The sequence below is a fragment of the Streptomyces sp. NPDC002845 genome (genome assembly GCF_053591955.1).
Genome location: NZ_JBSFUU010000038.1, coordinates 68,123 through 91,067 on the forward strand (window position 1 = coordinate 68,123; position 22,945 = coordinate 91,067).

20 protein-coding genes and 2 pseudogenes are annotated in these 22,945 nt (G+C 69.9%); 7 read left to right on the forward strand and 15 right to left on the reverse strand.

The window, feature by feature from the left end; all coding sequences use genetic code 11:
- Positions 1–203: 203 nt before the first annotated feature.
- A complete protein-coding gene (locus tag ACWD3C_RS26530; protein WP_451148059.1) occupies positions 204–1,199 on the reverse strand; it encodes an aldo/keto reductase in 996 nt (331 codons plus the stop codon).
- Positions 1,200–1,303: 104 nt separating this feature from the next.
- A complete protein-coding gene (locus ACWD3C_RS26535) occupies positions 1,304–1,630 on the reverse strand; it encodes a nuclear transport factor 2 family protein (protein WP_451148061.1) in 327 nt (108 codons plus the stop codon).
- Positions 1,631–1,946: 316 nt separating this feature from the next.
- On the opposite strand from ACWD3C_RS26535, the gene ACWD3C_RS26540 reads away from it, so the two are divergent.
- Complete coding sequence (locus tag ACWD3C_RS26540; protein WP_451148063.1) at positions 1,947–2,501, forward strand: DoxX family membrane protein; 555 nt, start codon at positions 1,947–1,949, stop codon at positions 2,499–2,501.
- 482 nt (positions 2,502–2,983) lie between these two features.
- On the opposite strand, the gene ACWD3C_RS26545 is transcribed toward ACWD3C_RS26540, so the two are convergent.
- The 8 genes from ACWD3C_RS26545 to haaT form a co-directional block, all read right to left on the reverse strand.
- The gene (locus ACWD3C_RS26545; protein WP_451148065.1) at positions 2,984–3,217 is read right to left on the reverse strand and encodes a hypothetical protein; all 234 of its coding nucleotides are present in this window, start codon (positions 3,215–3,217) and stop codon (positions 2,984–2,986) included.
- Between the two features lie 144 nt (positions 3,218–3,361).
- Entirely contained in the window at positions 3,362–4,396 is a 1,035-nt protein-coding gene (locus ACWD3C_RS26550) for a trypsin-like serine peptidase (protein ID WP_451148067.1), read from the reverse strand.
- A gap of 661 nt (positions 4,397–5,057) precedes the next feature.
- The gene (locus ACWD3C_RS26555; RefSeq protein WP_451148069.1) at positions 5,058–5,789 is read right to left on the reverse strand and encodes a DUF7873 family protein; all 732 of its coding nucleotides are present in this window, start codon (positions 5,787–5,789) and stop codon (positions 5,058–5,060) included.
- A 136-nt stretch (positions 5,790–5,925) separates the two neighbouring features.
- Complete coding sequence (locus tag ACWD3C_RS26560) at positions 5,926–6,432, reverse strand: 3'-5' exonuclease (RefSeq protein ID WP_451148071.1); 507 nt, start codon at positions 6,430–6,432, stop codon at positions 5,926–5,928.
- Positions 6,433–6,668: 236 nt separating this feature from the next.
- A complete protein-coding gene (gene haaN, locus ACWD3C_RS26565) occupies positions 6,669–7,175 on the reverse strand; it encodes a cyclophane-containing RiPP N-acetyltransferase HaaN (RefSeq protein WP_451148073.1) in 507 nt (168 codons plus the stop codon).
- Between the two features lie 79 nt (positions 7,176–7,254).
- Entirely contained in the window at positions 7,255–8,412 is a 1,158-nt protein-coding gene (locus ACWD3C_RS26570) for an FxsB family cyclophane-forming radical SAM/SPASM peptide maturase (protein WP_451148075.1), read from the reverse strand.
- 11 nt (positions 8,413–8,423) lie between these two features.
- Positions 8,424–8,612, reverse strand: coding sequence for a HaaA family cyclophane-containing RiPP peptide (gene haaA / locus ACWD3C_RS26575; RefSeq protein WP_451148077.1), 189 nt, complete (start codon positions 8,610–8,612; stop codon positions 8,424–8,426).
- 150 nt (positions 8,613–8,762) lie between these two features.
- On the reverse strand, positions 8,763–11,543 hold the full coding sequence (gene haaT / locus ACWD3C_RS26580) for a cyclophane-containing RiPP biosynthesis TPR protein HaaT (RefSeq protein WP_451148079.1): 2,781 nt from the start codon (positions 11,541–11,543) through the stop codon (positions 8,763–8,765).
- Positions 11,544–11,829: 286 nt separating this feature from the next.
- Here haaT and ACWD3C_RS26585 point away from each other — a divergent pair, with 286 nt between their 5' ends.
- Together ACWD3C_RS26585 and ACWD3C_RS26590 are read left to right on the forward strand one after the other, a co-directional pair.
- Complete coding sequence (locus ACWD3C_RS26585; RefSeq protein WP_451148081.1) at positions 11,830–12,777, forward strand: DUF1648 domain-containing protein; 948 nt, start codon at positions 11,830–11,832, stop codon at positions 12,775–12,777.
- Between the two features lie 2 nt (positions 12,778–12,779).
- Positions 12,780–13,172, forward strand: a complete 393-nt coding sequence (locus ACWD3C_RS26590) for a GntR family transcriptional regulator (RefSeq protein ID WP_451148083.1) — start codon at positions 12,780–12,782, stop codon at positions 13,170–13,172.
- 182 nt (positions 13,173–13,354) lie between these two features.
- Here the strand turns inward: ACWD3C_RS26590 and ACWD3C_RS26595 are convergent.
- Positions 13,355–13,545, reverse strand: a pseudogene (locus ACWD3C_RS26595) (hypothetical protein); the annotation flags it as partial.
- A gap of 669 nt (positions 13,546–14,214) precedes the next feature.
- Here ACWD3C_RS26595 and ACWD3C_RS26600 point away from each other — a divergent pair.
- From ACWD3C_RS26600 to ACWD3C_RS26610, 3 genes and pseudogenes are all read left to right on the forward strand, one after another.
- Positions 14,215–15,156, forward strand: a complete 942-nt coding sequence (locus tag ACWD3C_RS26600) for an IS5 family transposase (protein ID WP_451148085.1) — start codon at positions 14,215–14,217, stop codon at positions 15,154–15,156.
- 102 nt (positions 15,157–15,258) lie between these two features.
- Positions 15,259–15,602 (forward strand): annotated as a pseudogene (locus ACWD3C_RS26605) (iron ABC transporter permease); the annotation flags it as partial.
- A complete protein-coding gene (locus ACWD3C_RS26610) occupies positions 15,602–16,633 on the forward strand; it encodes an ABC transporter ATP-binding protein (protein WP_451148087.1) in 1,032 nt (343 codons plus the stop codon). The pseudogene ACWD3C_RS26605 and the gene ACWD3C_RS26610, both read left to right, overlap by 1 nt.
- Before the next feature lie 214 nt (positions 16,634–16,847).
- Here ACWD3C_RS26610 and ACWD3C_RS26615 read toward each other — a convergent pair whose 3' ends face one another.
- From ACWD3C_RS26615 to ACWD3C_RS26625, 3 genes are read right to left on the reverse strand one after another with little or no spacing between them, the layout of a single operon-like run.
- A complete protein-coding gene (locus tag ACWD3C_RS26615) occupies positions 16,848–17,453 on the reverse strand; it encodes a response regulator transcription factor (protein ID WP_451148089.1) in 606 nt (201 codons plus the stop codon).
- Positions 17,447–18,550, reverse strand: coding sequence for a GAF domain-containing sensor histidine kinase (locus ACWD3C_RS26620; RefSeq protein ID WP_451148091.1), 1,104 nt, complete (start codon positions 18,548–18,550; stop codon positions 17,447–17,449). The genes ACWD3C_RS26615 and ACWD3C_RS26620 overlap by 7 nt, the downstream gene beginning before the upstream one ends.
- A gap of 32 nt (positions 18,551–18,582) precedes the next feature.
- Positions 18,583–20,109 (reverse strand): class I adenylate-forming enzyme family protein, encoded by a 1,527-nt coding sequence (locus tag ACWD3C_RS26625; RefSeq protein WP_451148093.1) that lies wholly within the window; start codon positions 20,107–20,109, stop codon positions 18,583–18,585.
- A gap of 171 nt (positions 20,110–20,280) precedes the next feature.
- Between ACWD3C_RS26625 and ACWD3C_RS26630 the strand changes: the two genes are divergently transcribed.
- The gene (locus ACWD3C_RS26630; protein WP_451148095.1) at positions 20,281–21,951 is read left to right on the forward strand and encodes a CocE/NonD family hydrolase; all 1,671 of its coding nucleotides are present in this window, start codon (positions 20,281–20,283) and stop codon (positions 21,949–21,951) included.
- A gap of 511 nt (positions 21,952–22,462) precedes the next feature.
- Here ACWD3C_RS26630 and ACWD3C_RS26635 read toward each other — a convergent pair.
- A complete protein-coding gene (locus ACWD3C_RS26635; RefSeq protein ID WP_451148099.1) occupies positions 22,463–22,870 on the reverse strand; it encodes a MaoC/PaaZ C-terminal domain-containing protein in 408 nt (135 codons plus the stop codon).
- Positions 22,871–22,945: the final 75 nt, after the last annotated feature.

Consider the following 22,945-nt stretch of genomic DNA (forward strand, 5'->3'; position numbering starts at 1 on the left):
CGGAATGGTCTCATCCGGTGCATTCAGGCACGTGGCGGCCTTATGCTCAACACTCCTCCACCAGAACTTCACACTTGGAGCAGACGGCTCCCGCTGACCAACCCGAGGGGGGGATGGCAGCCGTTCCGCGGTCCGGATGGGGGCGGGCCTCGCGTGGGACCGCGAGGCAAGCTCCGGGCCGTGGAACGGCTGCCCGCACTTCTTCACCGTCCGAGTACGTCCTCGACCTCGGCCAACTGCCCTGCGGTCAGCGGCCCTTTGGCGAGCGCGCCCGCGTTCTCCTCCGCCTGGGCGACGGAACGGAAGCCGGGGATGGGGATCGTCTGCGGACTGCGCGCCCAGATCCAGGCGAGGGCGCCCTGCGCGAGGGTGCGGCCGTCGCTGGTGAGGATCTCCCGGAGGGCACCGACGCGGCCGAGCCAGTCCGGGTCGGCACCCTCGCCCGCCTGGAAGCCGGGCAGCCAACCGGGCGGGGAATTGCGGATGTCCCCCGCCTCCAGAGCCTGCCCGGCAGCCCGCTTGCCCGTCAGCAACCCCATCGCCAGCGGACTGCGGTTGATGCTCGCGAGGTTCGACTCCTCGCAGAGGGCCAGGAGTTCGGGAGCGTCCTGAAGGATGTTCAGCCGGTGCTGCACGGCCGTGCAGTGCGGACCCTCGGCGAAGACGGCGGCACGGGCGGGGTCGTCCGTGCTCCAGGCGTACGCGCGGACGAGCCCCTCGCGTACGAACTCCTCACAGGCATCGCGGAGTTGGGCGGCACGCTCGGGATCGGCGTCGGAGATGTGCAGTTGGTACAGGTCGACGCGGTCGGTGCCGAGCCGTTCGAGGGACGCCGTCAGAGCGCGGCGCGCGTGTGCCGGGGAGTCGTCCTGTCCGTCGGCGGTGCGCGTCCGCTCGTCGAACAGGTTGCCCCATTTCGTAGCCACGACGACGTCGTCCCGGCGCTTGCCGAGGGCCCGGCCGAGCAGCCGCTCGCTGTGGCCGGTGCCGTAGGCGTCGGCCGTGTCGAAGAAGGTGACGCCCAGGTCGAGGGCGCGCCGGATCGCCCGTACGGACTCGTCGTCGTCGACCTTGCCCCAGCCCAGGGGCTGCCCGTCCGGGGTCTGCCACTCACCGCCGATGGCCCAGCAGCCGAAGCCGAGGGCGCTGACGTCGATGCCGCTGCGGCCCAGTGTTCTCGTGTGCGCGATGGTCTCCATGCCTGTGAACATTAGGAGTTGGAGCGCACACGAAGGCAAGCGCCCGAACAGGCGTTACGCCTGCCATCAACACCGGTCTCTACGCCGGGCCGGTCCCGAGTCGCTTACGCCTGACCCGTCTCGAAGTGGGAGATCCGGCCGTCGTCGTCGACCGTGAAGGTCCAGCGGGTGCGCATCTCGCCCCAGGCGTCGTTGCGGTAGTGAGCGATGAGGGCGCGACCGCCGTCGGACTCGTTGTCGACCTCCATGTGGCCGTTGGAGGAGAAGATCTCCCGGTCGGTCCAGTCGTCTAGGTCGCGCTCCGAACCGTCGTCGGACATCGTCGCGTCGGGCGTGAGCACGGCCCGGAAGGCCTCACGGTCATGGGCGTTCACGGCGCTGACGAAGGCGCGGACGGCGGGATCGCTGAGTTTGGCTGGTGCGATGGTCATGTCGGCCAGCCTCACACCGCCGCCGCGAGCCCGCCACCCGAGCGGTCTGGTTCCGTACGGCGGCCGTACGGCGGGACCACCCGAACGGTCGCAAGGGCGAGCCGGGCAGGTGTGATCAGTGCGACGGTGGCTACGCGGGAGGGATGTTCCTGCTGTCGCCCACGGGCACGCCACTCACCTGCCACCGCCGCTCACCTGCCGTCCTACCCCTCCTGCCCTCCTGCTCACCTGCCACTCACACCCGCACCCGCACCCGCACCCGCACTCGCACTCGCCTGCCACTCATCCGCCACTCATCTCTGCTACGGGAGCCACCGTGACCTCTTTCGACCGACGTGATCTGGGACTGCTGCTGCTCCGCCTGGGTGCGGGCGGGGTGCTGGCCGCGCACGGCACGCAGAAGCTGTTCGGCTGGTTCGGCGGGGGCGGTATCGAGGGCACCAGGGCCTTCATGGAGTCCGTCGGGTACGAGCCCGGCAAGGTCAGCGCGACGGCGGCCGGGCTGGCCGAGACGGGCGGCGGCACGCTGCTGGCCCTCGGGCTCGCGACGCCCGCGGCCGGTGCGACCGCCGCGGGTGCGATGGCGGGCGCGGCCGCGGTGCACACGCCCAACGGCTTCTTCAACCAGAGCGGCGGCTACGAGTACGCGGCGACGCTCGGCCTGGCCGCCGCGGGCCTCGCGGTCGCGGGCCCCGGCCGCCTCTCCTTCGACCACATGCTCGGCCACGTCGTCGACCGCGGCTGGATGGTCCCGACGGCGCTCGCCGGAACGGCGGCGGTCACGGCGGCGGTAGTCGGTGCCCGGACCAGGCGGCTGCGACGGGCGAAGGAGGGCGAACAGGAGCCGCTGTTCACCGAGTTCGAGGAGTAAACGCCGCCGTCCGGGGCGTTGGTGACCGTATGGGGCCGCGTGGCAGGGTCTCCAACAGTGCGGCAATTGCCTTCGGGACACTGAGGGGTGCTGAGTCCGGCCTGGCCGTAACCCTATGGACCGCCTGTCGTTTTACCTGATACCCGCCGCGTGCTTGAAATGCGCGCGGTCCCCGCCTCTGGCACTGCGGTATTTCCTGCGGTGACCGGTTCAGCGTCCGGCGGGGCGGCGATCCCAGGGTGCGCCCGCTCGAAAGAGTCGGGGGCAGTCCAGACGTCGGCATCGCGTCACCGCCAGTGACGCCGCATACGGGCTCTACCCAAGGATCGGCCCGGACTCGTCCGCGCTCGTTACCGCATCCACCCCTCGGGACCACGCGATAACCCAGGATCCTCAAGAGTTCCAGAGACGCTGCCCCCATGAGTGATCAGCCCACCTCTCCCCTCTTCTCCGCTCCCGTTCGCCCCCTCGACCCGGTGCCCTCAGTCGTCCTCCGGCATGGGTGCCGGCTCGGCGTTCTCCATACGTTCGGGTGTCCAGTACTCCTCCACCGCCGACGGGTCCTGGCCCGTCTTGACGCTGGTCGTGCCGGAGTCCGGGGAAGCCGGGGACTCGCTCGGCGTGTCCGAGGCAGCCGCCTGCCAGGCGAACCCCGCGGTGATCAGGGCGACGGCTCCCGTCGCCAGGGCGAGCTTGCGAGCGGTAGAGGGCTTCATGGCCATCCTCCAGGCCTTCAGGAGTGCTCTGCGGAGTACCCGTAGCACCGGGCGTGTGCCGGGCGAGTACCGGGCGACGCCCGCCCCGTCAGCGTATCGCCGTGAACGGGGCGGGCGCCGCCAGTCGGGAACGGAGTGCGCGGTCTACGTCGCGCTGCCCTGGGCGTCGAACATCGCCTTGACGCTGTCGCCGAAGTAGGAACTGCGGTTCCAGCCGCCGCCGGCGATGGTGCTCATCACACCATTGACGTAGCCGAGGCCGGTGCTGTCGTTGTACTCACGCAGCCATGGACCGCCGCTCGACCCGCCCCCGAAGTCGCACTGCAGCTCAATGCGGCCGTCGGAGGAAGAGACCTGTCGCGTCGTGCCGGTGCACCACCACTGGATCTGCCCGTTGTCGCGGTTCCCCGGGTAGCCCCAGACGGTGACCGCCTGGCTGCGGTTGTAGTTCCAGCTCAGCCCGTGGCCGCCGGTGACGTTGACGACCTTGTCGCCGCTGCGGGGCCAGGTGGTCACCATGGCCACGTCCCACTGGAAGCTGCTGTTGTTGATCCAGCCGTTGAAGGCCCGGTACTCCTTGGCGGCGAACGTACCGAAGGGACGGGCACCGTCGCGGTAGCGCGGCACGTAGGTCCAGTTCGTCATCCACTGGCCGGCGGTGCCGTTCTGGCCGCCCACGTTGACGCAGTGGCCCGCGGTGATCACCATCTGCTTCGACGGGCTGTTGAGGGCGCTGGCCGAGCAGGTGTAGTTCCTGCCGTCGCTGGGGTTGGTGAAGAAGACCTTGCCGACGACCTGGGTCTCCACCAGGGCGGCCGAGACACCGTCCTCGCCCGCGACGGGAGCCGCGGGCGACGTGGATCCGGGAGTGCCGGTGGGGACCTGCTGCTCGGCGGCGTTCATCGCGTCCGCCGCGTCCGCCGCTCCGGGCGCCAGTTCGTCGGCAGGGATGGCGTTCGCCATCCGCTTCGGGGTCCAGTACTCGTCGAGCGTTTCGGCGGGGTCGGACGAAGCGATGCGGGCGGCATCGCCCGAGAGCCGGGCGGCCGCGGTGGTCGTGGCCGAGTCGGAGGCGGTTGTCCGTTTCTCGGCCTGCTGTGCCGAGGCGGGCTCCGCGATCCCGAGGATCAGCAGTGTCGCGGCGAGTGAAGGTAAGAGGGCGCGTCTTATTCGGCGCACTTGTCAGTCCCTTTCCGGGTATTGGTGCGTCGGTGAGAGTGAAGTGCAGTCGCGCTGTTCCAGGCCTCAAGTTGCTCTTGCGGCGGTTCGTAACTTATGCGGAGTCGGACGCGCTCGGACAGTACCGATCAGGACAGTCGGGCATCGCCCGGCGGAGGGAGACTCCGACGACGGGGAAGACTCCTCTGCCGGGGTGAACGTGGCGGAGCCCGGGAGTCGTATCCAGCTCCCGGGCCCCTGGGGATGCCACCCAATTGCGCACGCCGACGGCGTTTAAGAGGACGGATCAGTCATCATGCCGTCGTGTTCTTCCTTTGAACTACCGCACCACGCAAGAGGTGCAGGCGAGAGTCGAACTCGCATCCGACGGCGTTCGTCCGGCCCCGGTCGATCCGGCGATCGGTGGCGATGCTGAGACTGGAGCGAGAGTCTGAGATTGAAGCGGCCCGCCTCTACCGGGTTGGGCTACCCCGGCCCGTGGTTCGGTTGTGCCGGGGGGAGGACTCGAACCTCCACTGTGACCGCGTCTTCAGGCTGAACTACCTCAGTTTCAGCTTGCGCTCATCACGCGAACCGGTCCTCAATCCGGCCCGCGCCTGGTGCGCACCCCCGCGCTCGCACGCGGGGGCGATCGTGGGTTGTTACCTGCGTCCGGATGGCGTCAGCCGAACAGATAGCCGAACACCGCGTCCCCGACACGCTGGTCGGTGACCTCCGCACCATTGGCCTCCTCACGGGCGAACTTCACCGCCTGCTGAAGCTTCTCAACGCGCTCCAGCACCTCGTTCACCCGCCGCGCCGGAAGCGCTCCGGAGAACTTCACCGTCGTCCAGTAACCGATCGGCACGTCCTCGTAGTACACCTCGACCTGCGCCGGGTGCTTCTCCGTGGCCTCCGCCTTGACGTGGTTGCGCGGGACCTTCTTCGTACGGATCGTGCGGACCTGGTCCGTCTTCCACCAGTCCGTCGACGCGTCGAGGGACCAGGACTCCGCGGCGTCGAGTACAGGCAGCTTCTTCACGAAGGTGTGCAGGTCCGTGAGTTGCTTCTCCAGGAAGAGAAGGTAGCTGACCGGTACGTCCGCCACGATCGTCCGTCCGTCGACCGTGACGTCCGCGCGAGCGGTGCAGTTGGCCCAGTCCTTGGTCGCCGTCACGTCGAACAGCCGCGTCAGCGACGCGGACATCTCCCGCAGCAGGTCCTCGGCCTTGACCTGTACGCGCGTGGACTCGGGCGGCAGTTGCTCGCCCTCCTCGTCCTTCGGCTGGTACGTCCGCGAGATGCCCGCCAGCAACGCGGGCTTCTGCATCTTGTGGTGCGCCGCGGTGATGTCCTGGAGCGACTTGCTCTTGACGCCCTTTTCCACGGCGATGATCTGGTTCAGCTGTGCCACTTGGTCCCCCTTGAAAACAGCAGGACCGTACCTCGCCGCGCTGAACCCTCGCACACGATTTTTCCGCCCACGGCCGCCGCCGCGCCGTCGGCCGCCCGGTGCTCTCACCCGCCAGGTGCAGTGACAGCATCTGTGGTCAGGCCTCGGCGAATCCCGATGACCCGGAAGGCGGTCCGTCCTGCCTGAGCAGGTCCGTGGCGCGGTACGCCGTGTCGTCCGCGTCCGGCGGGAGGAAGCGGCTGGCCCTGCCGCTCCACGTGAAGACGAGTTCGTCACGAGCACGGGTGGCGGCAACGAATACCAGGGAGCGGGCCCGTTGTTCTTCCTGCCTGTAGCGGTCCGGGTTCGCGAGCCGGTACTGCTCGATGCGTTGGTGCGACACCTGGCCCTCGCCGACGGAGGTCAGGAACACACGCTGGAATTCCAGCCCCTTGAAACGGTGCATGGTGCCGATGCGTACCGCGTCCGTGCCGGACCGCACCCCGTCCTTGCCGAGTTCCACGACCGGCAGCCGGAACTCCCTGGCGAGGACGTTGGCGAATTCCTGGGCCAGGCCGCCGTCCGGGACACTGACGACCATCGCGGAGTACGGCGTTCCGTGGCTGTCGTGACGCTCCTTGATGAGCGTGGCGACGGCACGCATCTCGGTCAGCCGGTCGGGCGCGCGCCAGAGCTGAGGCGTGAGTCCGAGTGATCAGCCCACCGCTCCCGCACCCCTCCCCACTCCCGTCCCCCCTCGACAACATCCGGGAACCGATCGCCCGCCTCCACGCCTGACTGGACGCGAACCGCCCGATCGGCGGGCGTTCCTGGCCCGGCTCAGTACCACGGCTGACGCCGCCACCGGCAGGCACGGCGGCACCTGACGTCCGGGTCGGGTCAGGCCGAAATGGAGTGCGCCGGTTCCCTGATGACGCCGGTCCCTGTCTCCAGTCGGTAGACGATCTTCCCGTCGAACTCGGCGAAGCCGAGTTCCCGGTAGAACGATCGGGCTCCCTCGTTCTCACGGTCGGTCATCCACTCCAGGCGACTGCATCCCGGCCGTTCCTCGGCGATGCCGCGGAGCTTCCTCATCAGTGCCTTGCCGACTCCCTGCCGACGAAGGGAGTCCCGGACGTAGAGCTCCTTGAGGAAGAGGGAGTGGGAGGAACCCGCGGCCGGCCAGAGGAACGAGTACGCGGCCATACCGACGATGTCACCTCGGCCGTCCTCCACCAGCAGGGCGGAAGCCAGTGGCGGGGAACCGAACAGGGCCTGTTTGACTTGGGATCGGCGCTCTTCGAAAGGCTGGATCTCGGTCGTCCCGTAGTAGCGCTCGATCTCTTCGATCAGCCTGGCCAGTGCCCAGATGTCACCCGTACCGGCCGGGCGAATCTTGATGTTCATTCGGGCCCTCCTGCTTCCTTGTTGTCAAAGCGCCGATTCGATCAACGCGCGTTGCGGCATCACGATGCGGGGCGCAGAGCTATGGGGGTGACGGCGCTGATGCCCGCAGTTCCCAGCCGTGTCGGCGCAGCGACCCCTGGACGTGCCGGATGAGGTGGTCCAGGTCAGTGCAGTAGACCGAGGGGTTGCGGTAGCCGCGGGCGGAACTGAAGCGGTGCGGTAGGTAGCCGCCACCGCAGACCTCGACCAGAGGACAGGACTGGCATTGCTCGGCGAGCGCATCCTTGCCGAACTGTCTGTGCAGCAGCTTTGGATGGAGAGCCGCCTCGTCGAGGGTGGCGTGGAAGACGTCGAGGCCCAGCCAGGAGGCGCCTTCCTCGACGGAGCGGAGGGTGTCCACGCCTTCCAGGGACCCGTCGGACTCGATCACCACGGTTGCGGGTGGGGCGAGTCCGAGGGTCTCGACGGAGCCTCGGACACCCGCGTTGAGAGCGACTATGTCCTCCAGCATCCGGACGGTGTGCCGGTGCTGGGGCCCGGCGAGCCAGGCATCGTAGACGCGGCTCATCCACATCCCGTACTCGGGGAGGGACGGGTTGTTGCGAGGGGGTGGGGCATCGTGCGTTCCGTGCGGGAGGTTGAAGTCGATGACCGGCGGCCCGTAGGCGGCAAGGTAGTCGTGGACTTCGGCCGGGTCGTTGGCCAGATCGACCACGGCCAGCAGTCCTGCGAACAAATGAGGCCGGGTTCGCAGCAGTTGTATGCCGCGTTCGGCGGAGTCCGCGCTTGAGCGAGCGGCGTGGGTCAGGCGGTGCCGGTCGTTGGCGTGCGGCGGTCCGTCGAGGCTGACGCCCACCGTGACCGCGAACTCTTCGAAGAGGTCGAGCCACCCCTCCGAGAGGAGCGTCCCGTTGGTCTGCAGCTCGAAGCGGACTTCCGGGCCGTCTGCCGGGATTTCCTCACGGAGAGCGGTCAGCAGGGCGCGCGTGTGCCGTCTGCCGGCAAGCAGCGGTTCGCCTCCGTGCAGTACGAGATCCACCGTCCGCAGATGGTGCGCCGCCGCGTGCTGGCGGATTCTTCTCCCGGCCGCTCGGGCGACCTCCACGCTCATGCGTGCGGGCAGCTTTCGCCACGCCTGGTCAGGGGAGTTGAAGACGTAACAGTAGTCGCAGTCGATGTTGCAGCGGTTCGCGGACTTGAGGACGAACGACCGGAAGGGGATGGGAGAGAGCGTCATGGGCGACGCTCTTACTGCGGCAGCGGCCGTATGAGGGACGCTCCGTGGCTGCCGTCAGCGACCTGGTCCGGTGACGATTGCTCCGCCGCCAGACGTTGCCGCACGAGGTCGGCTACACGGTCCAGGACCGCGGGTCGCTCAGTCGGCTCCGACTCCTCCACACCACAACACACCGTCGTAAGAGCCGCGTCCAACGCCATTCAACGCCCCCTGGTGTGCCGCGCCGCGGAGAATCAACGCGGCGATCAATGGTTGAAAGATCAAACTTAGAGCCAAGGTAGCAGTTTCCGCATCTCTTGCGTGAGACGCGAACCAGCCACACTCCGCAACATCATCCTCACGTTACGTACTCATCGTGGCCGTCGCACCAGTAACCGCTCGATCTCTGCCACCGCCGCTCCCAGGCCCAACTGCCGGTAGATCGTGGCCGCTTCACGCAGTGGGCTCTCAGCCGCACCGCTCCTGCCGATCACCCGCTCACAGCGCCCGATCCCCTCCAGCCCCCTGGCTTCCTCAAGCGGGCAGTGGACATCCCGGGCCAGTCGCACCGCCTGCTCGAAGTACCCGCGCCCGGCGCCCGGATCACCGAACGCGTGCAACAGCGCTCCCCAGTTGTTGAGCACTTCCGCCTCGGCACACCGATCGCCCAGTTCACGCGAGAGCTCCAGACTGCGCCGGAACGCCTCCAGCGCACCGCCCCGGTCTCCGGCACCGCCCCGTGCGGCACCCAGTTCACTCAGCGCCGCGGCTTCGCCCCCGCGGCTGCCGAGGTCGCGATACACCGCCAGGGCCTCCTCCAGCCGGCGGACCGCGTCCGGGTTGTTCCCGCAAACCCGGTCCAGCGCCCCGAGGTGCCGAATGCTGTTGGCGCGGCCGAACCGGTCACCGAGTTCGGTGTAGTACTCCAGCGCCCGGGTGTGGTCCTCCCGTGCCCCGGCGGGATTCCCGGTGATGCGCTGCACGACACCGAGTTCGTTGAGGGCGTACGCCTGGTGGACGCGGTCGTCGAGTCGGCGGTAGATGTCGAACGCTTCGCGGTGCCGCCGGGCCGCTCGTTCGTACTCGCCCGTCAGGCAGTGCACGACACCCAGGTCACGGAGCGAGTTGGCCTCACCGTACCGGTCACCCAGTTCGCGGTAGATCGACAGCGCCTCGGACTGGGCCTCGACGGCCGCGTCGAACCGGCTGGTCTGCCTGCGCACCATACCGAGGTCCGCGAGCGCGTTCGCCTGCCCGAGCCGGTCTCCCAACTCCCGGTAAATGGCCAGTGCTTCGCTCTGGGCGCGCTCCGCCGACTCGTTGTCGGCGGTCAGGTACCAGACGATCCCCGCCTGGTTCAGGGCGTCGGCCTTGCCCTTCCGGTCACCGGCCTCGTCGTAGCGTGCCGCCGCCTCGCTCAGCGCCTCGGTCGCCTCCCCGTACGCGGCCATGAAGCGCCGCACGACGCCGAGTTCGGCCAGGGCCCCGGCCAAGGCCCGCCGGTCACCCGTACGCCGGGCCGCCTCGGCAGCAGCCCGGTGCAGGCCGACGGCCTGGTCCCAGGGCCCTGCCTGACGAAGGAAGGGGGCCATCGCCGCGGCCAGACCGATCACGAGATCATGCATGGCCAGTCTGTTCGCCTGTTCGATGCACGACAGGACATTGGCCCGCTCGCTCTCCAGCCATCCGACAGCAGCCGTACGGGATCCCATCGCGGGCGTCTCCACGCCGGCCGTGCCATCCGGCACAGGGGGCGCGACGGCGCCACTGCGGACGATGTAGGTGTTCGCGACGGCGAGAGCGGCCAGGTAGTACGTACACACACGCTGGACGGCCTGAACATGTTCCACGCTGCCTCCCTCACCCGCGAGACGACGGGCATAGTCACGCAACAGGTCGTGAAGCCGGTAGCGGCTCCCGGGGTGTTCGTCGATCAGATGGTCGTCATAGAGCGCCTCAAGGTGACCGCGAGCCTCCACGACCCCCGTCGCGGCGAGCGCGGCACCGGCATGCTCCGATATGTCTGTACCCGGGTAGAAACCCAGGCTTCGGAAGAAGTCCTGCCGCGCCCGCGGAAGGTCCCGATAGGAGAGCTGGAAGGCCGCGACGACCGCCCTCTCACCGGCACGGAACTCCCCCAGCCGGTCCCCGGCCGCCGCCAGACGCTCCCGGAGATCCCCGGCGCTCCAGGCCGGGTGGTGCCGCAACCGCGCCGCGAGCAGTGACACGCCCAGCGGCAGATACCCACACGTCCGCACCAGTTCCTCGACCACCTGACGGCCGAGCACATCGAGCGGACGCCCACTGAGCCGTACGAACAGGTCGACCGCGTAGTCCGGCGGCAACTCCTCGACCGGCAGCACCACTTCCTCGTGCACGGCCAGTCGCCTGCGGCTCGTCACGAGCACCAGACACTCGCTCCCGCCGGGAAGCAAGGGCTCCAACTGCCGGTAGCTCGCCGCGTTGTCGAGGATGAGCAGCGCTCTCTTGTCCGCGAGGCGGCTCCGCCACATCGCGGCCCGGGCCTCCGTGACCGCCCCCAGGTCATCACCGACCGGTATCTGCTGCGTCGGCACTCCGGCAGCCGCCAGCAGCGAGGCCAGCGCCTCGGCGGGGTGGACCGGGCTCTGTCCCGGCGTGTGCCCGTTGAGGTTCACGAAGAGCTGCCCGTCCGGGAACCGCTCCGAAAGGACGTGCCCGGCGCGCACCGCGAACGCGGTCTTGCCGACCCCGGGCATCCCGTCGATCACATGAACCGGCAGTGACTCCCCGTTCTCCTGCGAGGTCCTCACCGACACCACCAGGCGTTCCAGCTCGGTCGACCGGTTGGTGAACGCCGTCGTGTCCCTCGGTAACGAACGGAGAACCAGGGCGGCGCCCGGCGGCCCCACCGCGTCGTCCGGACGGGGTTGCGGCGCCGGGGTCCGCCCGAGTGCCCGCGACTCCGACAAGGCCGCGGGCAACGCCGTCAGCCCGACCAGGGCCACACCCAAGGCGATGAACGACGACCACGCATGCTGCTGGATCCACCCAAGGAAACCGGGCCAGCGCGCCTGATCGGACACCGCGTTCGTGACGAGCCCGATCAGCATCGTGATGATCGCGACACCGCCCGCGATGGCGGCAACGGCGACGCCGCGCCGTAACCTCATGCCCGCTCCGCCAGGCCGACGGCGGAACCAGCCGCATCACCTCCGCAGCCGTTGACCCGAACCAGCGCCTCTGGAACCAACCTGGCCACGAAGACGACCCCCCGAATCCGACACCCCGACTCACCAAGCGGAGCAGCCCTCATGGGGCTGGTCAAGGGCGCCCTCTGGCCATCTGCAGACGGTTCCGTCGATGCTTCGGGTGCAGGACCTATGAAGGCGGGCGGGTCTGGGTATGATGCAGTTGTTCTACTTCAATGCGAACAATTGCAAGGAGGAGGGGAGTTGGATGACCACTGTCCGCCGGGGCACCCTGACCGCCGTGCCGTTCGGCATCGCCACCGCCGCCTACGTCGGGATCTCTGTGGCGTACTACGACCGGCTGCCTGGGCAGATCGCCACCCATTTCTCGGAGGATGGCGGCGCTGACGGCTTCATGAGCCGCACCACCGCGTTGTGGTTCGCCGGTGGCCTGCTCGTCGGTCTCGGGCTGCTGTTCACCGTGCTGACCGTGGTCGCTCAAGAGGGCTCGGGGTCGCGGCTGACCGCGGCGATCGGCGCCGGCACGGCCGTCACGCTCGGGTATCCGCTGATCCTCACCGTCCTCGTCAACGCGGACGTCCAGGACCCGGCCGACGTTGAGTTGCCGATGTGGCATGTGGCCGTGCTGCTGTTCTTGGGCGTGTCCACCGGTGCCTTGGCCTGGTGGCTCATCGGCGCCGGGCCGCGCCCGGCGCCCGTACCGCCGGCTCCCTCGCTGCCGCTGGCCGAGGGGGAAGCCGCGGCCTGGAGCCGCACAACGGTCTTCCGCCCGATGCTGTTCTTGGCCGGCGCCGTCGCGCTCAGCGGGCTGTTCGCCGTGGCGTTCGCCCCTTGGTGGGCAGGACCGCTGCTGCTCGTCCTCGGCCTGAGCTGCGTCCCGTTCGCCACTGTCCGGGTAACCGTCGACCGGCGCGGACTCGCGGTCACCTCGACAGTGCTGCCCAGGCCGCGGCTGGCCCTGCCGCTCGGCGACCTCGTCGGCGCCGACAGCGTCCAGGTCAACGCCATCGGCGACTTCGGCGGTTGGGGCTACCGGATACGCCCGAACCGCCGGGGCGTGGTGGTGCGTTCGGGAGAGGCGCTGTCGGTCCGTACGACGGTTGGACGCGAATACGTGGTCACCGTCGACGACTCGACCACGGCGGCCGCGCTGCTCAACGGCCTGGTGGACCGTCAGGCGGGGGAGCGCGACTAGCGATGCTGTTCCGGGTGCTTCCCGGCTCGCCCGTGCCGCTGGGCGAGCAGATCGCCGCCTGTGTACGGGGGGCGATCGCCAACGGCACGGCGGCCCCCGGCGAGCGGCTACCGCCCGCCCGCGAGGTCGCCGAGTCGCTGGGCGTCAACGTGCACACGGTGCTCCGCGGATACCAGCGACTGCGTGGCGAGGGACTCATCGAGCTGCGCCGTGGCCGAGGCGCGGTGATCACCGCGGCCCCCGGCGCCGTTGACCAGGCCCGGCTCACCGAGGCGGTGCATCGTCTCGTTACTCAGGCGCGCGAACTCGGCCTCACCGACGAAGAGTTCCTGGCCTTGGTCCACAACGGCCTGGCCGGCGCCCCCGTCACCACGCCACCCGCTCCTGGAGCCTGAACGCCTCCGGCTTGGGTTGCTTCGATCAGATGGCGCCCGCTGAGGTGAGGCGGCTTTGGACCGGGATCAGGTCGGCTCAGGCCGTGGGCTCCGGCTTCTTCACCCAGCCGGGGCGGGCTTCTACGGGACTTGGCTTTGATCGAGGAGTTGAGCTGCGAGCCGGGCGATGCGGCGGTCACGGGACTGCGGGTGGCGGAGTTCACGGTGCAGAGTCGCTTGGCGGCCCACTCCAGCGCCGCGTCAGGCGGGAGGATCTTGACGAGGGCGAAGGTGTCACTGCCGTCACTGGGGGCGAGGACGACACCGCGCCAGAACTCGGTGATGCGGATCGTCCTCAGGCGTGGTCACGCACGTTGCGCACGGCCACCAGATGCGGAAGAGGCCTGGTGACAGCGTTCACCAGGCTATCGCCCAGGCCTGCCGCAGAGGCCGCCAAGTCCGTTCAGCCTGCCCGGCGGAGACCCGCGTGCGCGGTACACACCCTGGGCCGGTGCAGATGCCTGGAGCGATCCAACCTCGCGGTCGCCGCCCCGGCGCGTGGGATACCAGGAAGCCAGTACCAAACAGGTGCCACTGCCGACGTCCGCCACCAGCTCGCAAGCTCCCTGCCCAGAGACCTCGCCCGCCCCTCCGCTCCCGGGACTTTTCAGGGACCTTCAGCTCTGTCTGAGGGACTTCCGAAGGACTTCCGGCGGCCTAACGCGGCAAGCCCCTGAAAGATCGGAAAGGGACCTCGACGCAGGTCAGAGGCCCTTCACCAAGGCAGAGCCGCAGGTAGTGGCAGACGAGTCGGGCTGTACGCCGGGTATTCCTGGAGCACCTTTCTGACCTGCGCTTTCGCGGGCCGGATCGGCTGTGACCTGCTAGGTCGGGTTGCAGAGGCGCTCGGAGGCAGTCAGAAGGCTTCCGCTTACCGCTCAACGGACTTGTCTGGTCGAACAGGGGTCCTGATCGGGTGATCGCGGCAGGAGCGGCGCATAAAGGCAGGGCCTCTTGGTAGTTCGGGGGTGCGATCCCGTCCGAGCAGTCCCAGGAAGCCCTGTTGCCGCAGTCTTTCGTGCTCGCGTCCCTGGAGTCCAACGCACCGTCTCCGGCGTGTGACTGTCTCGCGCACAGGTTCGGCAACGCGGCGGACGGGCCGGACCGCGGGCGGTGTTACGGCTCCGATCTGACGGAGGCAGAGTGGCAGGTCATCCGGCCGCTGCTGCCGGTCCCCGCATGGCTGCAGGGGCGGGGCGGGCAGCCGGAGGGTTATTGCCACCGTGTGATGCTTGACGCGGTCCGCTACGTCGTCGACAACGGCGTGAAGTGGGTCAACCTGCCCTGTGACTTCCCGCCGTACCGGCGGGTGCACGCGTTCGCCCGCCGCTGGCAGGTGACAGGTCTGCTTGCCGAGCTCCACGACCGGCTGCGCGACAAGGTGCGTCGGAAGGAAGGCCGTTCGCTGGACCCGACGGCCGCCATCGTGGACTCACAGTCGTTGCGGGCAGCGGCGAACATTCCGCGCTCGACGTCCGGGTGGGACGGTGGGAAGAAGGTGGGCGGGCGCAAGCGGCACCTGGTGGTGGACTGCCTCGGCCTGGTCCTGGCTGTCGCGGTGACCGCGGCGAGCGTGCAGGACCGCGACGCCGCGATGCCTTTGCTGGAGCGGCTGCGCACCATGTACTTCTCCATCCGTCTCGTCTGGGCGGACGGCGGCTATGCGGGCCGGCTCGTCGACTGGGCGGCCGAGAAGTGCCGGCTCACTCTTGAGATCGTCAAACGCACCGACGACACCATGGGGTTCGTGGTGCTGCCGCGCAGGTGGGTCGTGGAACGCACCCTGGGCTGGCTGATGCGCTCGCGTCGCTTGGTGCGCGACTACGAGACGCTGCCCGCCATGCACGAGGCCATGGTGCTGTGGTCCATGACCATGCTCATGAGCAGCCGCCTGGCCGGGCGCTGCCCCGGCGCCTTCAGTCGGCCGGTGCCCCGAGCGGAGTGAACATCCCAGGCGGCGTCTGGAGCGCCCACCCCCGCTCCACCAGGCGTTTCGCTTTCGACCGCAACCCCTCGACCTTCGCCGGGACCGCCTGAAGGCCCAGGCCGCCGTCGCCTGCCTGCTCGGCGTGCACGCCTGGACCGTACGCAAGCGCGAGAAGAGGTGGATCTGCCGCTGGTGCGCCGGGCCCTGCTGATCGCGGCGGGCTTCGCCTTCGCCGTATCGCTGGGCGAGTTTCGGGCGACCGTCTTCATCGCCCGCCCCGATGCGCCCACCCTCCCGGTGGCCGTCGAACGCTTCCTGGGCCGGGCCGGGGAACTCAACTACGGGCAGGCGATGGCCCTGAGCACCATCCTCATGCTGGTGTGCGCCACACCCTGCTGACGCTCGAGCGCGCCCGTACGGGGCGTACTGGTCGTACCGGTCGTTCGGCAGAAGGAGAGTTCTGATGGCGTCGCTCCAACTCGACTCCGTCACCGTCCGCTTCGGCGAGCGCGCCGTGCTCGACTCGGTGGAACTGACCGTCGCGGAGCGGGAGATCGTCTGTGTGCTGGGCCCCAGCGGCAGCGGCAAGTCCACTCTGCTGCGAGTCGTGGCCGGGCTCGAGCCCACCCACACCGGACGGGTGCTGCTCGCGGGCCAGGACCAGAGCGGGGTGCCCGTCCACCGGCGGGGACTCGGCCTGATGTTCCAGGACCACCAGCTCTTCCCGCAGCGCGACGTCGCGGGCAACATCGCCTTCGGACTGCGGATGCGGGGCGAGGAGCGGGCCCGGCGCGAGCAGCGGGTCGCCTCGCTCCTGGACCTCGTCGGCCTGCCCGGTGCCCAGCGCCGCGCCATCGCCTCCCTCTCCGAGGGCGAACAGCAGCGCGTCGCGCCGGCCAGGGCGCTGGCCCCGCAGCCCCGACTGCTGATGCTGGACGAGCCGCTCGGCCAGCTCGACCGCTCCCTGCGGGAACGGCTCGTCCTCGAACTGCGTCAGCTCTTCCGTGAGTTGGGCACCACCGTGCTGGCCGTCACTCATGACCAGGGCAAGGCGTTGGCGCTGGCCGACCGGGGGATCGTCATGCGGGACGGACGGATCGCCCAGTCCGGCACCCCGCTCGAGATGTGGCAGCGCCCCGCCTCGGCGTTCGTCGCCCGCTTCCTCGGCTTCGACAACGTCACGACCGAGGCGACCGTACGAGGCGAGACCGCCGAAACCCCCTGGGGCAAGGTCCCGGTGCCGCCCGGCACGGCCGAGGGTCGCTGCGGGCTGCTGATCCGCCCGGCGGGCGTCCGGCTGGTCCCGGCCCCGGACGGCCTGCCCTGCACCGTGACCGGGCGGACCTTCCAAGGCGACCGGATCACCCTGCCCCTGCGGCCGGAACAGGGCCCCGGGCTCCAGGCGACCTGCGCCCTGCCAGAGGCACCGCAGACCGGTGAGCGGGTGGGCGTTCTGTTCGCGGCGGACGAGGTGGTGGCGCTGCCCGGTGCGTGACCGCCCACGGTCAGACGGGCGTCACGGAGGACCGATCGCGTACCGGACCGGCTCGGCCGGCACCCGGGTCTCGGAACCCCCGACGGCGTGAACCGGGAGGAGGCACCTGAGCGGCTCACCGGCTGAGCAGGCCACCCGCACCGGGCGAGTCGCGGCCTCTTCGAGGACTTCCTGCCGGCGAGCGGGTGATTCTCCGCAGATCGGCGGCAAGCGGTCACAACAGGCCGTGTGTCTGGGCGTTGACGATCAGCTGGGCCCGGTTGCGAGCGGCGAGCTTGTGCATCATCTCCCGGAGATACCCCTTGACGGTGTTGACCGACAGGTTCAGTTCGTCCGCGATCTCGGGGTTGGTGTGGCCGGCCGCGACGAGGCGCAGGACGTCGTACTCGCGGGCCGTGACCAGAGCGGCATGGGAGGCGGCTTGGCCGGTGCGGAAGGAGCCGTTGCGGGCGACGCTGCGGATCGCGTCGCGTACGGCCGTGCCGCCGGCGTCCTTGACGAGCAGTCCGCTGGCTCCGGCGGCCAGCGTCGGTGCGACGGCGGCGTGTTCGGGGAAGGCGGTGAAGAGCAGGACGCGGCTGTGGGGGCTGACCCGGTGCACCGCCGGGACGACCTCGGCGGCGAGGCGGTCGGGGAGGCGGAGGTCGAGCAGGACGACATCGGGCTGTTCCCGCGCGCATAGCGCGACGGCTTCGGCGCCGGTCTCGGCGTGGCCGACGACGGCCAGGTCGGCGTACCCGTTCAGCTGCGCCGCGACGCCGTCGTGGACGACCGGGTGATCGTCCACGACCACGATCCGCGTCGGGCGGGTGGTCAGCATGGCAGTTGCGCCCGCCAGATCGTGCCGCCGTCCGGGTCCGGCACGACGCGGACGGAGCCGCCCAGCCGGCCGAGGGCCTCGGCGGTCTTGGTGAGGCCGAGGCCCGGTTGGTGGTCCGGGGCCAGTCCGATGCCGTCGTCGTGCAGGGCGACGGTCAGCAGTGGGCCGCTGCGCCGGACCGACACGGTCACGGCGCTGGCGCGGGCGTGTTTCTCGACGTTCAGCAGAGCTTCCCGTACCGCTGTCAGCAGCACCTCCGACCGGGACGGGGGCAGCTCGGGCGGGTCCTCGTCCAGGACCACGAGTTCGGCGGGGATGCCGGTGCGGTCGGCGAAGGCCGCGCAGTCGGCGCGCAGGGCGACGCCGAGGGCCAGAGCGGCGGGGGAGGAGTGCAGCGTGCGCAGGGACTCACGCAGGGCGGTGGTGGCGTCCGCGGCCTGGCGCTGGAGGCGGTCCAGCCGGGCGCGCAGGCCGGGATCGGCGCTCGCGGCGTCGGCGAGATCGGCCATACCGGACCCGATGGCGAACAGCAGCGCGCCCACACTGTCGTGGAGGTCGGCTGCGAGCCGCCGTCGCTCCTCGTGGACCGCGATCTCCCGGGTCAGGCGGGCGCGGTCGGCGATCGACACGGCGAGGGCGGCCTGTGCGGCCACCGCCGAGACGCGTTCGATCTCGCGGTCCCCGAAGGTCCCGTCGCGGCGGGGGCCGACGGCGAGGACGCCCAGCGACTGGCCGTCCCGGACCAGGGGCACGGCCAGGACCCGGCGCATCCCCTCGGCGGCGATCTGCCGGTCGAAGGTATGGGTGATCTCGGCGCTGGCGAAGTAGTCGTCGACCCACTCCGCCCGGCCCGACCGGTGCACCTTGCCGGTCAGTCCCGTGCCCGGCGGCACCCGCAGCGCGCGCAGCATCCCGGTCCGGTCGCCGACCACCTGTTCCAGGGAGAGCGCCCCCTCCGCGCCGGGCCGGGCCGCCCACACCACCTCCGAATCACCGGCGAGGAGCGCGAGGGCGCGGCGCAGGGCTTCCCCACGGTCCAGTGCCGCGAGGAGTTCCGCGTACTGCTCGCCGAGCTGCAGCAGGGGATGGTCGGGCATGCCGTCATCAAACACCGCACCTGCCGTCCATGTCACGGCTCGAACCGTTTGATCAGCTCCCGCCGCATGATCTTTCCGGTGGACGTCTTGGGCAGGTCGTCGACGAAGCGGACCGCGCGCGGCCGTTTGTATGCCGCCAGCGACTGTCCGGCGAAGGCGAGCAGCTCCTCCTCGGTGGCGTGCGCTCCCGCGGCGAGCACCACGTACGCGCACGCCAGCTCGCCCTTGACCGGGTCCGGTACCGGACCCGCGGCGACCATGGCGACTGCGGGGTGTGCGGCGAGGACCCGCTCGATCTCGGCTGGGTACACGTTGTAACCCCCGGTGATGATCATGTCCTTGCGGCGGTCGACGATGAAGACGTGCCCGGTGTCGGTCATGGAGGCGATGTCGCCGGTGTGAAGCCAGCCGTCCGGCTCGATGGTCTCGGCAGTGGCCTGCGGGTTGTTGTGGTAGCCGAGCATGACGATCGGGCCGCGCACCATGAGCTCGCCGGGTGCGCCGCGGGCAGCGTCGCGCGCGACGTCGTCCAGGTCCGCGATGCGCACCTCCACACCGGGCACGGACACGCCGATCGAGCCGGGGACAGGCGGGGCGTGGAGGGCATGGGTGGTGCCCACTCCCGCGACCTCGGTCATCCCCCACAGCTCGATCAGCGGGGCGCCGGAGCGGGCCTGCCACCGCTCGATCGTCGACAGCGGGATGGTCTGCCCGCCGACGGTGCAGCGGGTCAGGGACGTCAGGTCGGCCGCCTCCAGTGCCGCGTCGGCGAGCATCATCGCGTACATCGCGGGCACGCCCTCGAACATCGTCGCGGAGTGCTCGCCGATCAGCCGCAGCGCCTCGGCCGGGTGGAACCGCTCCATGAGCACCACGGTGCCGCCGGCCAGAAAGGTGCCGTTGATCACCACGTTTCCGTAGACGTGCGGGGCGGGCAGGGCCGTCACCACGACGTCCGCGGACGTACGGCCGTGCATGGTCGCGGTCAGCGCGCAGTTCGTCACCACCGCGCGATGGCTCTGCACCGCTCCCTTGGGGTGCCCGGTGGTGCCGGAGGTGTAGCCGATCGTGCAGGGAGCGGCCGGGTCCGCCGCGACGGCGGGCACCGGTCCGTCGGAGGCGAGCAGCTCGGCGAACCCCACCGCACCCTCCGGCGGATCGTCGAACGCGACGACCATGCCCAGGCCCGGCAGATCCCGGGTCAGGGCGAGGACATCGGCTGCCTGCTCCGAGCTGGTGAACACCGCCGCGGCGGCGCAGTCGCGCAGGACGAACGCCAGCTCCTCGGGAGTGAGCATGACGTTCACCGGGTTGACCACCGCGCCCGCCTTGAGCGCCCCGTGGTAGGCCACCACCCACTCCCACCGGTTCTGCGCGTACAGCGACACCGGCTGCCCCGGCCGCACGCCGCGCGCGGCCAACGCCGCCGCGACCCGGTCACTCTCCGCGTCGAGTTCGCGGAACGTCATCGTGCGAGCCGCCGTCACCAGGGCGACCTTGTCGGCGTATCGCGCCGCCGCACGGCGCAGGATGCCTCCCGGCGAGACCACGTCGTCCACCGTGCACCTCCTCATCGTCTGGGCAGAGAAGACCGCAGATCCGCCCGGCCCGGCACACCCGAACGGGTGGGTGCTGTGAGGACCGCCCCCCCATTCGGGTGTGCCGAGGCCGGGTTCGCCCTGAAAGGGTGCGGTGATCCCGCGACGACGCACTGCGAAGGAGGCCGGCACATGGACGTGACGGTCGAGAACAATGTCCCTGCCACCATGCGTGACGGCACCGTTCTGCGGGCCGACGTCCACCGGCCCACCTCGGGTGGCCCGTACCCCGTGCTGCTGGCCCGTCTGCCCTACGGGAAGAGCGTCCCGATGATGGCCACCATGATGGATCCGCTCGGTCTGGCACGAGGCGGGTTCATCGTCGTGATCCAGGACACCCGGGGCCGGTGCGCCTCGGACGGCGAGTGGGAGCCGTGGACGTACGAGGGGGACGACGGCTACGACACCGTGCGCTGGGCCGCCGCACTCCCCGGCTCCAACGGCCGGGTCGGCATGATCGGGGGCAGCTACTTCGGCAACACCCAGTGGATGGCCGCGCTGTCCAAGCCCCCGGAGCTGAAGGCCATCGCCCCCCAGATCACCTGGTCCGAACCGGACGACGGGCTCTTCGCCCGCGGCGGGGCCGTCGAGCTGGGCATCACCCTGCCGTGGTCGCTCATGGTGGGGGTGGACACCCTGATGCGCCGGCACGCCGACGACCCCGCCGCCCTGGGGCCGGCGCTGGGGGCGCTGGTCCACGACCTGGACCAGGCCGCCCCATCCGGCTACTGGGAACTTCCGGCCGGCCGCCACCCCGCCTTTCAGCGCCACGGCATCCAGGAACTCGGCTTTGAACACGCGCTGCGGGATCCTGAGTGGAGTGCGGCGTGCCGGGTCGCGGGGCGTCAGGCGGAGGTCGACCTGCCCAGCCTGAACCTGGGCGGCTGGTACGACATCTTCTGCCAGGGCACGTTGGACAACTACGCCGAGAGCCGCGCGGCGGGGCGACCGGCCACGCTGATCATGGGTCCCTGGTCACACACGAACCGCACGGGACAGATCGGCGACGTCAACTTCGGGATGGCAGCGAGCACCGACCTCCTCGGTTTCCGCGGCACGCTCACCGACGTCCAGAGCGCGTGGTTCCGGCAGCGGCTCACCCCCGACGCCGCCCCGTCCGGGCCCGAGCTGCCGCCGGTGCTGCTCTTCGTCATGGGAAGGAACGAGTGGCGCGAGGAGCGGGAGTGGCCGCTGTCCCGTGCCGTGGACACGGACCTGTTCCTGCGCGCGGACGGCGCCCTCGCCTTCGGGTCCTCGCAGGCCGACGAGGGCGCTGACACGTACGTGTACGATCCGGCGGATCCGGTGCCGACGACGGGCGGCGCGACCTTGCTGTCCAGCGAGTACCGGCCGGGCCCGCTGGACCAGGCGCGGGTGGAGGCCAGGGAGGACGTGCTGGTGTACACCAGCGAGCCGCTGGCCGAGGACCTGGAGGTCACCGGCCGGGTCCGGGCCTTCCTGCATGCGGCGACCGACGCGCCCTCGACGGACTGGGTGGTCCGGCTGTGCGACGTCGACCCCGGGGGCGTGTCCCTCAACGTGGTCGACGGGATCGTACGGGTGGAGGCCACACCTGCTGAGTTCGCCGAGCACGCCGTGGACCTATGGTCCACCAGCTACGTGTTCCGCGCCGGTCACCGGCTGCGCGTCCACGTCACCTCCAGCAGCTTCCCGCGCTGGGACCGCAACCTCAACACCGGCGAACCCGTCGACAGCGGCACGGACTTCCGCCCGGCCCACCAGGAGATCGCCCACGACGCCGCACGACCCTCACGCCTCGTCCTCCCGGTCGTCCGATCCTGACCCCCTCCCATGGCGTCAGGCCACTTCTGAGCGGAAGCCCTGCACGGCGTCGGTGAGTCCCCCGGATTCACCGACGCGTCTTCCGGTCTCAACGAATAAGCGTGCATGCGCTACTCGCCCTCGGAAGTCGTCGGCCGTCCCGCCACCGACCTGCTGTGCGGTCGGTTGGCCGAAAGCGCCAGGCGTGCTCTGGTCACGCGCTCGCCGTGGAGCAGCGAGACCGAGCTTCGATCCCGGAAAGGCAACAGCGTCACCGTAGAGCTGCTTGCCGTGCCCACGACACGAGGCGGCGGAGCGCTGCGGTGGTCCCTGGTAGCGGTCGCGGGAGTCGAGCGCTGCCTCCGTGAGGAAGACCTCCTCACGGACTGGGCGTTCAAGCAAGTCACCGTGCGTCATCGGGATCTACGACCGGGACGGTCGCCTTCTCAGGATGAGCGACGTCAGCGCAGGGTGAACCACGGAACATGCAGGCCTCTGTACGGACGCCGGGCGAAGCCCCGCCCTCATGCATTCAGCCCTGCGCCTCCATGGCCAGAGCCTCGCTCCGGCCGGCCACGAGCAGAGAGAAGAGACCGGAGAACACAAGAGTTCCATCCTGGTTCACCAAGCGCGCCTCGCTGGTCACCACCGCAGCCCCGCCACCGGGCCGAGGCTGGATGTCGACGACTTCGGATTCCGCACATACCGCGTCGCCCAGATACACAGGTGCCCGGAACCGAACCTTGTCCATGCCGTAGAAGCACTGCAGGTAGCTCGGATGGAGTTCCACCAGACCGAGCAGCGTCGACATCATCAGGGCACCGTGCGCGATTCGCTGTCCAAAGCGCGTCCTCGCGGCGTATTCAGGATCCAGATGCAGTGGATGCCGGTCTCCCGTCAGGTCGGCGAAGCCACGCACATACTGAGGTTGAACTCGCAGTGGCGGGCCGGTAGATCATCCGGCGCCCATGAGTAATCCGGTCTCGGTGAGGCAGCCGTCGATCAGCTCTGCCCG

Coding starts and splice junctions, on each gene's coding strand:
- haaN (WP_451148073.1), bottom strand. CDS start 7,175: ATGAACATCAAGATTCGCCCGGCCGGTACGGGTGACATCTGGGCACTG.
- haaA (WP_451148077.1), bottom strand. CDS start 8,612: ATGGCGTTGGACGCGGCTCTTACGACGGTGTGTTGTGGTGTGGAGGAG.
- ACWD3C_RS26615 (WP_451148089.1), bottom strand. CDS start 17,453: ATGCTGACCACCCGCCCGACGCGGATCGTGGTCGTGGACGATCACCCG.
- ACWD3C_RS26585 (WP_451148081.1), top strand. CDS start 11,830: ATGACCACTGTCCGCCGGGGCACCCTGACCGCCGTGCCGTTCGGCATC.
- haaT (WP_451148079.1), bottom strand. CDS start 11,543: ATGAGGTTACGGCGCGGCGTCGCCGTTGCCGCCATCGCGGGCGGTGTC.
- ACWD3C_RS26620 (WP_451148091.1), bottom strand. CDS start 18,550: ATGCCCGACCATCCCCTGCTGCAGCTCGGCGAGCAGTACGCGGAACTC.
- ACWD3C_RS26560 (WP_451148071.1), bottom strand. CDS start 6,432: ATGCGTGCCGTCGCCACGCTCATCAAGGAGCGTCACGACAGCCACGGA.
- ACWD3C_RS26610 (WP_451148087.1), top strand. CDS start 15,602: ATGGCGTCGCTCCAACTCGACTCCGTCACCGTCCGCTTCGGCGAGCGC.
- ACWD3C_RS26570 (WP_451148075.1), bottom strand. CDS start 8,412: ATGACGCTCTCTCCCATCCCCTTCCGGTCGTTCGTCCTCAAGTCCGCG.
- ACWD3C_RS26545 (WP_451148065.1), bottom strand. CDS start 3,217: ATGAAGCCCTCTACCGCTCGCAAGCTCGCCCTGGCGACGGGAGCCGTC.
- ACWD3C_RS26630 (WP_451148095.1), top strand. CDS start 20,281: ATGGACGTGACGGTCGAGAACAATGTCCCTGCCACCATGCGTGACGGC.
- ACWD3C_RS26535 (WP_451148061.1), bottom strand. CDS start 1,630: ATGACCATCGCACCAGCCAAACTCAGCGATCCCGCCGTCCGCGCCTTC.
- ACWD3C_RS26590 (WP_451148083.1), top strand. CDS start 12,780: ATGCTGTTCCGGGTGCTTCCCGGCTCGCCCGTGCCGCTGGGCGAGCAG.
- ACWD3C_RS26530 (WP_451148059.1), bottom strand. CDS start 1,199: ATGGAGACCATCGCGCACACGAGAACACTGGGCCGCAGCGGCATCGAC.